At 51.0% G+C, this 13,601-nt stretch carries 12 protein-coding genes; 3 read left to right on the top strand and 9 right to left on the bottom strand.

Going from position 1 to position 13,601, the window contains the following annotated elements:
* Positions 1-7 precede the first annotated feature (7 nt).
* From NWE93_05725 to NWE93_05705, 5 genes are all read right to left on the bottom strand, one after another.
* Positions 8-349, bottom strand: a complete 342-nt coding sequence (locus NWE93_05725; GenBank protein MCW3999718.1) for a hypothetical protein — start codon at positions 347-349, stop codon at positions 8-10.
* Positions 350-558: 209 nt separating this feature from the next.
* Positions 559-3,597 carry a magnesium-translocating P-type ATPase gene (mgtA, locus tag NWE93_05720; GenBank protein MCW3999717.1) on the bottom strand — a complete coding sequence of 1,013 codons (3,039 nt, stop codon included), beginning with the start codon at positions 3,595-3,597 and terminating at the stop codon, positions 559-561.
* 111 nt (positions 3,598-3,708) lie between these two features.
* Positions 3,709-3,858 (bottom strand): hypothetical protein, encoded by a 150-nt coding sequence (locus NWE93_05715; protein MCW3999716.1) that lies wholly within the window; start codon positions 3,856-3,858, stop codon positions 3,709-3,711.
* 43 nt (positions 3,859-3,901) lie between these two features.
* Positions 3,902-4,648, bottom strand: a complete 747-nt coding sequence (locus NWE93_05710; protein MCW3999715.1) for an ABC transporter permease — start codon at positions 4,646-4,648, stop codon at positions 3,902-3,904.
* On the bottom strand, positions 4,645-5,574 hold the full coding sequence (locus NWE93_05705) for an ABC transporter ATP-binding protein (protein ID MCW3999714.1): 930 nt from the start codon (positions 5,572-5,574) through the stop codon (positions 4,645-4,647). Before NWE93_05705 ends, NWE93_05710 begins: the two co-directional genes overlap by 4 nt.
* Before the next feature lie 79 nt (positions 5,575-5,653).
* Between NWE93_05705 and NWE93_05700 the strand changes: the two genes are divergently transcribed.
* Positions 5,654-6,175, top strand: coding sequence for a helix-turn-helix domain-containing protein (locus NWE93_05700; protein MCW3999713.1), 522 nt, complete (start codon positions 5,654-5,656; stop codon positions 6,173-6,175).
* On the opposite strand, the gene NWE93_05695 is transcribed toward NWE93_05700, so the two are convergent.
* Complete coding sequence (locus tag NWE93_05695; protein ID MCW3999712.1) at positions 6,172-6,519, bottom strand: hypothetical protein; 348 nt, start codon at positions 6,517-6,519, stop codon at positions 6,172-6,174. The genes NWE93_05700 and NWE93_05695 overlap by 4 nt on opposite strands.
* 12 nt (positions 6,520-6,531) lie before the next feature.
* Positions 6,532-6,795: a hypothetical protein gene (locus tag NWE93_05690; GenBank protein MCW3999711.1), complete on the bottom strand. Its 264-nt coding sequence runs from the start codon at positions 6,793-6,795 to the stop codon at positions 6,532-6,534.
* A 127-nt stretch (positions 6,796-6,922) separates the two neighbouring features.
* Between NWE93_05690 and NWE93_05685 the strand changes: the two genes are divergently transcribed.
* Entirely contained in the window at positions 6,923-8,164 is a 1,242-nt protein-coding gene (locus tag NWE93_05685; GenBank protein MCW3999710.1) for an insulinase family protein, read from the top strand.
* Positions 8,165-8,202: 38 nt separating this feature from the next.
* Here NWE93_05685 and NWE93_05680 read toward each other — a convergent pair whose 3' ends face one another.
* Together NWE93_05680 and leuS are read right to left on the bottom strand one after the other, a co-directional pair.
* The gene (locus tag NWE93_05680; protein MCW3999709.1) at positions 8,203-8,991 is read right to left on the bottom strand and encodes a hypothetical protein; all 789 of its coding nucleotides are present in this window, start codon (positions 8,989-8,991) and stop codon (positions 8,203-8,205) included.
* Positions 8,992-9,477: 486 nt separating this feature from the next.
* Complete coding sequence (gene leuS / locus NWE93_05675; GenBank protein ID MCW3999708.1) at positions 9,478-12,360, bottom strand: leucine--tRNA ligase; 2,883 nt, start codon at positions 12,358-12,360, stop codon at positions 9,478-9,480.
* 108 nt (positions 12,361-12,468) lie between these two features.
* On the opposite strand from leuS, the gene NWE93_05670 reads away from it, so the two are divergent.
* Complete coding sequence (locus NWE93_05670) at positions 12,469-13,458, top strand: polyprenyl synthetase family protein (protein MCW3999707.1); 990 nt, start codon at positions 12,469-12,471, stop codon at positions 13,456-13,458.
* The last annotated feature ends 143 nt before the right edge of the window (positions 13,459-13,601 follow it).

Raw genomic sequence — 13,601 nt, 5'->3', positions numbered from 1 at the left:
AGCTGTGCTAATGTATCAGTTCAGCTTCCGCTGGCAGCGGCACCTTATGGTAGATAATGTTGCTTATGCGGTTGATTTCCTGCTTTTTTGCATGGCAGCTGCAGGCTGCTTTTTCTGTGGGGTCAACTTTAAGTTTACAGACATGCAGCATCCTAAAAGTCATAAGTTTAACTGCGTCGCCTATCCGATACCAGACAGTGTACCTCTCTGGCTCTTCTTTAATTAACGCAATAATGTTTGCTTGCATGTTGCCTGTTTGATGCACATGCTCTTTGATGGTTTGGTCAGGCGGCACGAGAATCTTCAATTTCAAGGTGTTGTGTTTGCAGTTCCAACAGATATTCTCCATCCGTTTGCCCTCTTGCTTGCCCTATGTTTTCTTGTAAATTAACGGTTTTTGTGAACGCTGATTTGCCTGATTGAGAACCACATTTGGCAAAGTTAGAGGGGCAGACGAAAGAAAAATGCCTCCGCCAGGCAAGGGCTAATGTCTTGTCAAGGTGGCTTCGCAAAATTTTCCATGCCTACTTGACAAACTCAACAGCCAAGACGGGTGGGTTACTGTTTAGGGAGCAGGTCCTGATATTGAGGATTCACGGTGCCGTGTTTGCTGAGCAGTATCTGATTGATTTTTCTCCATTCATCGCTGATGCTGGGCCAAAGCGGGCCCTCGATTATGCTGCTTTTTACGTAGTCAACTAAGGCGTCTTCCCGCTTGAGGGTACGTGTCTTCCAGTCCACGCTAATCAAGTTAGAGCGGCGCAGATACTGGATGTTTCGACCCAGCTGATTCTTGTTGACGGGGTAAGCAAGCGCGCTGTTTAAGTCCTCTATCAGCGAGTCGATGGAGAATTCGTCTTCACCGCGTAGGCTTATGGCTGCGATCGTGTCCTGCATGAGTTTGGCGGTCCGCGTTACGTAGAAGGCGCGTTTGGGTACTAGCACCTGCTCTTGGCGGAAGGCGTTGCGCTTGTAGAACCAGGCTTTTACCCCTTCGGCTACCAGCAAGTAAGCTCCCAGCAGCAGAGCCAATGCCAGGTAGAATGTTAATGGCGGCGCTACGAACCCAAATATTTCGCCCAAGGGCGTGAATGGCACTATTAAGGCAAAGGCGCTGATGGCTATGCTGCTGCTTACCAGGTATTTGCTGGGTTTGCTCTTCCAGAAGGGTTGGCGCCTGGTTCGTACGACAAAAACCACCAGGATCTGTGAGACTAAGGATTCTATGAACCAGGCCGTCTGGAATAGTTGCACTGGGTAATCTGGGTTGCTTAGCAATGTAGCGGCGGGTATTATGGGTATGAATACGAAGAGCATGGTGAAGAAGGTTATGAAATCAAACAGTGAACTAACAGGTCCCAGCGACACCATGAATCTTCGAATGAAGGTGATGTCCCATCGTTTGGGGCGCTCGACGTATTCGTCATCTACCTTATCGGTGGTTATGGTGGATTGGGAGAAATCGTAGAGCAGGTTGTTTAGTAGAATCTGCACTGGGAGCATAGGTAAGAAGGGCAAAAACACGGCGGCGATGGCGACGCTGAACATGTTGCCGAAGTTAGAGCTGACGCCGATCATAATGTACTTCATGGTGTTGCCGAAGGTTTTTCGTCCCTCCAAAACACCCTCTGCAAGGACAGTGAGGTCGTTTCTGGAGAGGATAATGTCAGCGGATTCCCGGGCAACATCCACGGCGTTATCCACGGAGACGCCGACATCGCTTGTTTTTAATGAGGGCGCATCGTTGATGCCGTCGCCCATGTAGCCGACTACGTGGCCGTTTTTCTTGAGAAGCGTGATGATGCGGTCTTTCTGAACGGGGTTGACGCGGCAGAAGATGTTGGCTTCCTCCACAATCGCCATCAACGCCTCGTCGGTTACGTTGGCTATGTCGTTGCCTAAGGCGACACCTTTAACTTCAAAGCCCAGTTCATCGCAGACTTTGCGTGTGACAAGCTCGTTGTCGCCGGTTAAGATTTTAAGTTCTATCCCTGCCTTGCTGAGCAACGCGATGGATTGCTTAGCGGTTTCTTTAGGTGGATCAAGAAACGCGACAAACCCCAAAAAGACCATTTCGTTTTCGTCGTTGATGGAGTAGACGGCTTTGTCCTCTTTAAGCCGCTTATACGCGACGCCCAGCACCCGCAGTCCCTCGCTGCTGTACTGCTGGTATTTCTGCTCGATTTTTACGCGGGTTTCATCATTCATGTCGGCGATGACGCTGCCAAGTTCGTAGTAGGAGCAGACCCTAAGGATTTCTTCGGGGGCCCCCTTGGCGATGAAGAAGCGTAGTCCCTCGCGTTCAACGACCACGGAGACTCGGCGGCGGATGAAATCGAAGGGCACCTCGTCGACTTTCTGGTATTTGCTGACGTCGACTTCTTTATGCTTAAGGATTGCTTCGTCAAGTGGGCTGCGTAGGCCGGTTTGGAAGTTGCTGTTGAGGAAGGATTGCAGGAAGACTTTTTCGTCTTCTTCACCGTCGATGTTTACGTTTAAGATGAGTTTGATGCGGTTTTCGGTGAGGGTGCCGGTTTTGTCGGTGCAGAGCACGTTCATGCTGCCGAAGTTCTCGATGGCTGAGAGGCGCTTGACGATGACGCCCTTCTTGGACATCGCCATGGCGCCGCGGGACAGGTTGATGGTTATGATCATGGGCAGCAACTCAGGCGTTAACCCCACGGCTAGGGCAACCGCGAAGAGCAGCGCCTGCACCACCCCTGTCTCAGTGGGGTTGCGAAGCGAAATTATTAGGAAAACAAAGATAACCAACAGAAAAGTAACCTGCATGATGAGGAAACCAAAGCTCCTGATGCCCCGCTCAAACTCGGTTTCCGGCGATTTCTCGATGAGTTTCCGGGCGATTTTGCCGTATTCAGTGGCGCCGCCAGTTTTAGCGACCACGGCGGATGCGGTGCCGCTTACCACCGATGTCCCCATAAAGCAGTAGTTGAGCCAATCCACCGTGGAGCCTGTTTTGGCTTTTATGGGCGCGCTGGTTTTCTCCACCGGGAAGGATTCGCCTGTTAGGGCCGATTGGTTGATGAATAAGTCTTTGGCCGCTATGACTCGGGCGTCGGCGGGGGCGATGTCGCCTGCTGAGAGGAAAATCACGTCGCCGGGCACGATTTCAGGCAACTTTATTTCTTGTCGAATGCCGTCGCGGAGCACCGTGGCGGTTGAGGTAACTTTCTGCTTGAGGAGTTCAGCGGCTTTCTCAGCTTTGCTCTCCTGGTAGTAATCGAGGATAACGCTGATGAAAATTATGGTTAAGATGATGGCTGCGTTGGCGTATTCCTGCAGGAAACCCGAGATGACGCCTGCGATTAGAAGTATAATAACAAGGGGGCTTTTGAAGTGCAGCAGGAACTCTTTGATGGCTGAGTGTTTGCGTTGGCGGGCAAGCTCATTTGGGCCGTAGTATTCGAGCCGTTCAGCGGCTTCCTGGGCGCTGAGTCCCTGCGGCGTGCTTTCTAGGCGGCTGAAGAGTTCCTCGACGGGGAGGCAGACTATTTCTTCGCTGCTTACCGCTGGCTTCACGTTGGCAACTGATGTGCCGTCTGCGTAGGTGTTGCCGTTTTGGTTATTTTTTGCCATAAACCCGCCGCCTGAAGCCCGCAGTAATACACGTTGCCCTTAAAGGGGGTTTTCCAGCCCCACACCTCGTGTTGCCTGCAAAGACTAAAGGAACTGCCCTGCCTGCGTGGTTTATTGTTTTCGGTGACACTCCATGCAGATAGCTACTACTTTGACGTTGCCCAGCGGCTGCTGAATACCCATTAAGCCCTCAGTTAGCACGGTTATGTAGCCTACGGGGTTTCCGCATTTTTGGCATCTTACGGGTTGAGAATTACTCATGGGTTATCAAAAAAGAAAAAGGAGGCTTGCCTTAATAGGCTAGCTACTTCCATTTAGTCAGGATTTCTTCGCGTTGGAAGACGGCTTTGCTGAGGTAGAACAAGCCCACATCCGCCGCTGCCAATGCGCCCGCAACGATTACCGCCAGCAATGTCACCTCGGAGAATATGGCGCCGAAGATGACGACGAATATCAGTGGAAGCACGACTAAGCCGCCGATTTGCTGGGCTGCTCGTATGTCGCTGACTCTGCTGGAGACGATGACGTTGGCTAAGACACTCATGATGCAGCCCAGTGGTGTGATGGCAAACATCAGGATTGCCCAGTATACGTTGGGGAAGAGGTAGACGCCTATCATGCTGTAGGACCAGAGGTCAACGATGGGTACAAAGACCGCCATAGCTATGTAGGTGACTGCCATGCAGGGAACAAACGAGGCAAGGCATTTGCCCAGCAGCAGTTCCCCGTCGGTGGTCGGTGTTGCCAGCAGCGGCTCGAGGCTTTTCTCGATTTTTTCGCCTACGATGCTGTAGGATGCGATGATGGAGGGTAACACGGCGGGTATGAGCACGAAGTACATCGCTGAGAGGCTGCCAATTTGGTACACGGTCTGCGTTAGCTCTTCAGAGGTCAACTGGTTTACGCCTGCGCTAACTCCCTGCGTTAGCATCAGCGGCAACACAACACCCAAAATTATGGGCATCGCTATCAACGAGTAGAAGACGTACTTATTTCGCCGAATGACGCTTAGGTCTTTTTTGGTTACTATCCATGCTTTGCTGAATCTCATTGCGCTGGAACCTCCCGAATCAACTTCAGATACACATCCTCAAGCGTGGACCGAAGCTCCGTCACATACTGCACGCTGCCGCCAGCAGACACAATAGCCCTAACGACTTCAGGGTTATCCTGCTCGGGGTTATCCATATCCAGTATCAACTTGTTATCGCCCTGACGAACCGCCTTAACAGCACCAAGCTCCTTCACCGCTGAAACCACTGCATCAGAGAGGCTGGTGAGGTGCACGATGGTTTTTCGGCTGTAGAGGCTGCGCTCAAGGTTTTTAGGTGAATCGACGGCGACGAGTTTGCCTTTAAGGATGGCGATGCGGTCGCAGAGGCGTTCTGCCTCGTCGAGGTTGTGGGTGTTGAGGAATATGGTGCGTTTTTCTTCTTTGAGCTGCAGCACGAATTCTCGGACGGTTTTGGATGCTTCAGGGTCAAGGTTCGCGGTGGGTTCATCGAGGAACACCACTTGCGGATCATGGATTAGGGCGCGGGCGATGGCGATTTTCTGCTTCATGCCCTTGCTGAACCCTGCCACTGCGTCGTCTCTGCGCTCCCAGATTCCCAGAGCCTTAAGCAGGCGCTCGATGTTTTCTTTACGGGCAGGTTCAGGGACCTCGTAGAGTTGTCCGTAGAAGTCAAGGTTGCGGTAGGCGCTTAAGCTTTCGTATAAGCCGACGTTTTCGGGTAGGAAGCCTATGATTTTGCGGATTTTTAGGCAGTCGTCGGGGTTGCCGATGCTGTAGCCTCCGATGGTGGCGTCGCCGCTGGTTTTGCCGATGAGGCAGCAGAGCATGCGTACGGTGGTGGTTTTGCCTGCGCCGTTGGGGCCTAGAAAGCCGAAGACTTCGCCTTTTTCCACGTGGAAGCTGACGTCGTCTACGGCGGTTAGGTTGCCGAATGTTCGGGTTAGGTGGATTGTGTCTATCATGGTTTATTTCCTCCGCTTGGGGGGCTGGTTATTGATTACAAGAATAAGTATTTAAGTTAGATGAAACCGCTTTCACTGTATGAAACTGCTAAAGATGGTTGACTCCAAAAGCGCAAATCTCGTCACCGACCCCCTCAACCAAGCCATCCTCCGTGAACTCGTCGCAGCCCCACATGCCGCCACCGACCTCGCCGCCCAACTCAAACAGCCCACCCTAACCACCTGGCGACGCATGCAAAAACTCGAAAAAGCTAACCTCATCGAACATACCCAAACCCAAAAAGTCGGGAACCTCGAAAAAAAGTATTACCGCGCCACCGCCGCATACTATGCTCCCGAGCAATTCTTTAACTTTAAACCCAAAAACGCCAACCTTAAAGAAGCCTTCGACATCTACCAGGGCATCCAGAACCGTATGGTAGCGCAGTTATCCGCCTACAATGAAATTCCCGAAGGCGCGGAGCCCACGGATTTTTCGCTGTTCGTGAATATGCTTGTTTTCGCAGAGGTCTGTGGGCGACCGGAAATCCAAGCTAAAATCGTTGAGTTAAAAGCGAAGCTTGTCCAGTTTGACCCCGAGCAGGTTAAGACTGTTCTTTAGGCTTTTTCGTATTTGGACTGCTCTATCCTTTTTCTTTGCAGTTCCTCCTCTGACATGGCTGAGGCTTCGAGGGGTTTTTGTTCTTGGGGCGGATAATTGAGGGGGGCTTTGGAGTAGGAGTTCATGAAGCTGGTTTTGCCGCAGGCTGGGCACCGAAGCTGCTTTAATGGTCCAATGTGGATTCCTGAGAAGCTGCGGGAGGCATCAAAGACTGCGCCGCATTTAGGGCACTTAGCCCGCATCATGCCGGGGTTTCGCATCATGTATAAGCGGAGGAAAATCGCCGCCGCCACAACTGCCACGACGATGGCTATGGTTACATAATCGGGAGCTGCCTGCGTCATAATCATTCACCGCTATGCTGTTTTTTCGTATTTTGATTCTTCGATGCGTTTTTGCTCGAGTTCCTCATCGGATAACTGGCGCGGTGGCTGCTGAGCTTTGGCTTCTTCAGGTGGCCAAGTCAAAGGGTCCTTCACTGAACTGTACATGTTTAGCCAGCTTCTCTTGCTGCATGCGGGGCATTTAATGTAGTGCAGTGGACCAACATGTGGCGCCAAAACCGCTGAGGCACCTGCCTCGAATACGGCGCTGCATTTCTTGCATTTTACACGTGTCATGGCAGATCATCAGGATTTACACTGGTTGCATATTAAAGGGTTTTACCCGTAGCAACAAATCCGTCCAAGCCAAACCACAGATGAATGTAGTGTAAACTTTTTTAGACGCAAGTGATTGACATGTGCTATGTCAGCTAACCTAGTATGGCGCAGACAAACCCTCCCCAACGGCTTAACCGCAATCGTTTATCCCCGGCGAAACGCCAACACCACCCAGCTGTCACTCGCCGTCAAATACGGCAGCAACCAAGAACCCAAAACCGCCGCAGGCGTCGCCCACTTCATCGAGCATATGCTGGCAGGCGGCTCAGATAAGAAAATAAAGCGGTCACGCAGCATCGAAGAAGCAGGCGGCGTACTGGATTTCTACACTGACCGCGAACACGTTTTGGGTGCAGCGGACGTTTTGCCAAGCAAGCTGACTGATGCCTCGGAGATACTCTGCGATCTCTTCTTTGGCGATGAGTTCGATGAAGCAAAATTTGAGTTGGAACGCAAAATCATTCTAAACGAGCTTGCCGAGGTCTCCGATGATCCCACTGTGAAGCTGGAGGAGCTGCTGTTAGAGAACCTCTATAGGCGCCATCCTATTCAGCGACCAGTCGGCGGCTACCCAAAAACCATTAAAAAACTCACGTTAAGCCAACTGCTTAATGAGCACAGATGCCATTATGTGCCGCAGAATATGGTTTTAGTCCTTACTGGTAAAGTGGGGGAAGGCGATGAAATGCGGGTTTTGGAAGCCTTCAAAAACAAAGAGTGCCCAGCCAACCAACCCCGGCAGCAGTGGCCCCAAGAATCAGGCAAACCCAAATCGGTAATTGTAGAGGAAAAAGCAGGCATAACCCAAACCTACCTCGCCGTTGGCGCCCGCACCGTCTACGCCACCCACCCCGACGCTCCAGTGCTGGATTTAATCGGCACCCTTTTAGGCGGCGGCACCACCTCGCGGCTCTTCATCGAGCTGCGGGAGAAGCATGCGGTCACCTACGATGTCAGCTCGGGTCACTGTAAGGGCACGGATTTTGGGTATCTTAGCGTGAATTGTGCGGTTGGGAACCGGAAAGTAGAGAAGACCCGAAGGCTGATTTTTGCTGAGCTGTCAGATTTGGGTAAACGTAAGGTTTCCGAGGTGGAGTTGGAGCGGGCAAAAGCGATTATGCTGGGCGGTGTATTGCGGGGTATGGATGATCCCCATGACACCACCGAAATCATCACGTATATGGAAATGCAGTTTGGCAACGACTCAGCACTCAAGGACTACGTGACTAAAATCAGGGAAGTTAGCTGCGAGGATATAAGGCGAGCATCAGCCGAGCACCTAAACGAGGATACCCTCTGCACGGTTATCATAAAACCGATAAAGTGAATTGCAAAACAAAAAGGGAGGGAACTGCTTTTTGCAGTTTAGCGTTTCTTTATCACAGTTACTGCTGCAACTGCAATAGCAGCTACACTTAGCACAAAAGCAAGATAGAGGGTTGTTTGGTCTGCGTCGGCTCCTGCAGCGCCGTTGGCACCGGTTGCTCCGTTGGCGCCTGTTTGGCCAGTTGAGCCTGTTGGTCCGGTGAGGTCGGGAACGGTGATGGTTGTGTTGGCTGAGGCGGTGGTGGTGGATGCGATTAAGGTGTAGTTTCCATGTAGGCTTGTCGGCACGATTACGGTTGCGTTAAAGTTGCCCTTGGCATCGGTTGTTATGGTGTCGGTGAAGTTGTAGGCGTTGGTGGCGGTGCCTGTTACGTTAAGCTGGAGAGTCACGTTTTCTGCCGCGTTGAATCCGCTGCCGACTACGTGGATGATGTTGCTGTTGTTGGGCGAGGCAGCTACTTTAGCTGTGTCGTTGATTGTGTATTGGGTTGATGCTGAGACGGTGGAGGTCTTGGCGGTGATGTTGTATATTCCGTAGATTCCCGGCGGCAAAGTAACGTTTACTGAGAAGGCGCCGTTGCTATCGGTTGCTATTGCTTCGGTGAAGTTGTAAATCACTGAGCTGCCGGTTTGGTTTAGCATTGCTAGCTTCACGTTTTCGGAGGCATCAAATCCGCTGCCGCTTAACGTTATGACGTTGCTGTTGTCGGTGGCTGCGGCGGTGAAGGTCACTGTTGCTGCTTGGACGCTTGCCAAAGAAACGAATGCAACTGCTAATATAGCTAAGAGCATCGTTGGCGCTAAGACTTTTTTGGGTTTAGGTATCATGGGTTAAACATCCTTGAATCATTGGGGTGCCTAAGACGGGTAATAAGAATATTTCAAAATCCAATCCCAATAAATTCCCAAAGATGCCCAAATTAAACCCAATAGCCCACACACAAGAGGCTGACAAGCAGCTAACTCAGCTGCTCAGAAGCCAAAATCTCAGGCGGAAGACGAAGAAGAGCAAGGCCCCTTAGACTACAGTAAAAATGGCCCCAAAAATTCAAAGAAGCAATAGTGGACCAGTGTTCTGCTTGTGGTTTGCTCCACAACCAATCTGCAATATGCCAAAAAGCCCTTTTCCAATTTGGGTTGTTTCTGGCAATCCTTAGGTTGTTGGTGAATAAAGAGGGGTCCCCCACAACAACAAGTAAACAAAAACCAAAAACAGACCTGCTTTAACTAAGGGGAGGGAGAGAGTGCTGGAGCAGCAGACGCCTAGGCTATAACCCTATAAATAGAGGGGGTGCAGAGCAACAGACCGCAGGCTCATTCAACGTAGATTGCGGGTTGATAGGGCATAGCCGTCGCGGAGCGGCGTTTAGGGTCAAAGCGTGCTTCGTCGTCTTCGCGGTAGACGCAGATTTCACAGTTGAAGCGGTCATGTAGAAACGCCGCGGATTCCTGCAGAATCGTGGTCTGGTCTGTTTCCCCGATTTTTGCCATGTTGGCTCTGCGTTCACCTGAAAGTTTAGTGAATGCTTTGATGATTCGGGGCACCATCGGAGCAATGTCTTTCATGTGGGGTTTTAAGGCTGCATCAGCGGCGAATTCCTTCATAAGCTCATTGATTTTGGCTTCGCCAATCTGGGTTTTCACCAGCACCTTAAGGTACACCTGCCACTTCCATGCTGCGGGTGCATAGTAGCAGATTTTGGATGGCGCAATCTTCATGGCTCTTAAGATGTTGTTGGTGTCATCCATCACATCAGTGACAAAGTTCTCCTGCTCCTCAGCCGACGCATCCACCTTCGCAGCATCAAGCTCAGGCCACTTTGCAAGGCTGATAAAGCCCTCCTCGCCAGTCTGGCTCCACAGTTCTTCACCGATAAACGGCGCAAACGGAGCCAGCAAACGCAGCCACACCTTCACTGCCTCGCCCAAAGCTTTGGCGTTGGTGTTGCCTTTCCGCTGAATGTACCAGCGCAAATCATTCCAGGTTTCAAACAGTGCGGTCTGCAGCGCCGTGCGGGTTTTAAGTTCATCAAGGCTTACGGTGACTTCGCGGATTCGTCTCTGCATGCGGCTGGACAGCCAGCGTTCCAGGGCGGTGTCGTCGGGGGCTTTGGCGGATGCAATTATGGCGCCGGCGAAACCCATCAGAGCCTCAAATTTGGCTTTAAGGTCAGTGACGTTTTCAGCTCGCCAATCAGGGTCATCCATGCCCTCCGCGCCCAAAAGCAGCGCGCAGCGGGTGGCGTCTGCACCGTACTTCTCCACGGCGCCCTTCATGGTGATGAAGTTGCCTTTGCTCTTGTGCATGCCTGTGCCTTCAACCATAAGCATGCCGTTGACGCCGATTCCTTTTGGCCAGAGTTCACGTGGAAACAACGCGGCATGGTGGAAGATGCAAAAGCTAAGATGATTAGGCACCAGTTCCTTTGCGGAGTTGCGAAGGTCAAAGGGGTACCAGTAGAGGAACTCGCTGCGCATGGCGTCGAGCAGGTCACGGCTTATGCCCGTGGTGGTTCCCAACCCCTCAGAGTCGCCCCTGCCGAAGAAGACATAATCGAACACTTCAGGCGTAAGCGATTCAGGTTTGATGTTGTTCTGTTTAATATGTTTGTTAACAGTGTAGAATGCCATGTACACGGTGCTGTCGCTAAGCGTCTCGATTATCCAGCCTTTACCCCAGGGCAGCGGCGTGCCAAAACCTGTGGTGCGTGCACATGCCCATTCACGGAGCCAATCGATAACTGTGTGGAACCATGGTTTGGCGGAGTCAGGGTAAACCGCTAGTTGATCGATGACTTGGTGGGCAAGGGCTTTCCATTTGGGGTCAGAGTAATCCAAAAACCACTGGTCCGAGAGGATTTTCACGATGCACTGAGTCATGCAGCGGCAAACCACCGGTTCAGAGAGATCATACATGCTGCCGGCTGCGCCTAGCTTTTTGAAGTCAGCGATGAGAACGTCTTTGGCTTCACGGATTGATTTACCCGCGTAGACTCCGCAGTTCGCTTTGAGGATGCCGCCGTGGAATTCCTTCTTGTAGAGTTCCTTGGTGGCTTGGTCAGCTTTGGCGTCGTTTTGGTCAACTATACCCATCTTCTCAACGACCTCTACTGCTGGGAAGTCGCCAAAGCCCTCCAGCTTGATTATTGAAATCGGCTTAATCGCCAAAACCACCTCTGCATCCACACCGAACTGCGCGAGAACCTGGGGTTTTTTCTGCAGGTCACGCAGGGCAAGATAATCGTATGGTGCATGCGCCGGGACACTGTAGACTACGCCGGTGGCGGTTTTAGGGTCCACAAACCAGCCGGGCAAGATGGGGAATTTGAGGTTTGTTACGGGGTTAGTGAAGGTTTTGCCGATGAGTTCTTTGCCTGGAAAGCTGCGTTTAACAGTGACTTTGCGTTCTTGCTCGCCAAGTTTCTCGGCGGCTTCCCGGCTGATTATCCAGCATTCACCGTCAACTTCGGCTTCCACGTATGTGGCATCGGGGTTAATCCACATGTTTGTGATGCCATAGACGGTTTCAGGACGGAAAGTAGCTGCGGGCAAAAACGTGCCCTCGTCGAGGCGATACTTGATCAGGGTGTACTCTTCGGGGGTGACGCCTTCGCCGATTTGGCGGTCATGGTCGCCGGTTGGGGATTGGTCTTTGGGGCACCAAACAACCGGGTGTGTCCCTCGTGTGACGTAGCCTTTTTCTCTAAGATTCTTGTATTGCCATTCCACAAATTTCTGGAAAGTCGGCATGACAGTGGTGAATTCTCTTCTCCAATCAACCGAGAAACCCACGCCCTTAACAGCTAAGCGTCCCTCGTCAGTGTAGTACTGAGCCATAAAGAAGGGGTCAACAAACTTTTTAAGCACTTCATCAGGTACTCCGTCGACTTCACGCAGCACCTTGATGTATGCTTCATCGCCCCGTGCCACACGCTGGGAAGCGCCAAGAAGCGGCTGCCCAGTCCAATGCCAACTCCAAGGCCACAGAACATTGTAGCCCTGCATACGTTTAAAGCGTGCATAGGCGTCCACTCGGCTGGCGGTGAAGGTGTGCCCCACATGCAAGGGACCGTTCATGTAGGGAAACGGGAAGGTAACCATCTTTTTTTCGCGTTTGGGGTCAGGGTCAGCTTCGAATATGCGGGCTTCTTCCCATCGCCGCTGCCACTTCTGCTCCATTTGCTTGGTTTGGCTCATGAAACCCACTGATTAAAGCCTAGGCTATTAAGAGTTTTGCTTCCTACGCATCAGTGCTCTGTTTGGGGATGGCTAATTTTTTAAGTAAACAGCTAAATAATGGTAGGTATGACCAAACAAAAAGTCGGCAACCTAGTGGTCAAGGACCTTAGGAAGCGAAGCCAAAAAAGCCTGGAATACGCCAAGCAGATTCTTCTTGACGAGAAAATCGAGCAGCCTGATCTTAACTGTGCACTGGAACACTATGTTGCCAACTGGGGCGAGTTTACGCATCCGGGCCTGTTTTCTATGGCTTACGAGGCAGCAGGAGCAGACCCCGCTGAGGGCTTGCAGGCACAGGCGGCGATTCTGATGTTTACAGCAGCATTCGACATTCATGACGATATCATTGATAGGTCCACGGAAAAACATAATGTCCCAACGGTTTACGGCAAATTCGGCGCTGAAATGGCGCTTCTTTTAGGTAACGCATTTTTGATTGAGGGCTTCAAACTCTTCGCTGAATCCATCATCAAGCTGCCTTTAGAAAAACAGAAAGATGCTCCCCGAAAGCTCCAAGAGCTCCTGTATGAAGTGGGAAATGCCCATGCCCTCGAATTAGCGCTCAAAGACAGCAAAAACATAACAGCCAGCGAATACCTGCATATTACTGAACTGAAGGCGGCAAGCCTTGAAGCAGACATGTACTTTGGCGCGTTGTTCGCCGGAGCAAAAGACGCTGAAAATGCGGCGTTAGCCCGAATCGGTAGGCTACTTGGTATCCTGTTAACTCTACGAGATGACATCGTTGACATCTTTGATGCAGAAGAGTTGCATCAGAGAATCCAGGTTCAAGATTTACCCATCCCCCTCATATTAGCCATGGGGAATCAAGAAATCAAAGCTTCAATTATGCCAATTATTAGTAAACCTGAACTTACAAAGAGTGACGTTGCAGAATTGGTTGAAATAGCTGTTGATTCACCGCCCGTTAAAAAACTTAAGACGGTGATGCAACAGTTTGTAGATGAAGGTTTATATCTGTCAAGCAAGCTCCTAGAGACAAAGCCCAAAAGCAAGCTTCAAAATCTCTTGAAGTTTATGCTTGAAGATCTTTGACCCTTATGGGGCAATACGAACGGGGACTTTCTTTACCTTTGCAGCTCTTTTTGCCATCTTATCTCTTGCTCCTTTCCTTTTATGGTATATTTGTAGAACATATATACATATAAGTTTTTTGTTTGTAGAACACATCTACAGCT

The organism is Candidatus Bathyarchaeota archaeon (assembly GCA_026014735.1).
Taxonomy (GTDB): Archaea; Thermoproteota; Bathyarchaeia; order Bathyarchaeales; family Bathycorpusculaceae; genus Bathycorpusculum.
This window is presented reverse-complemented; position numbering and strand designations above follow the sequence as displayed.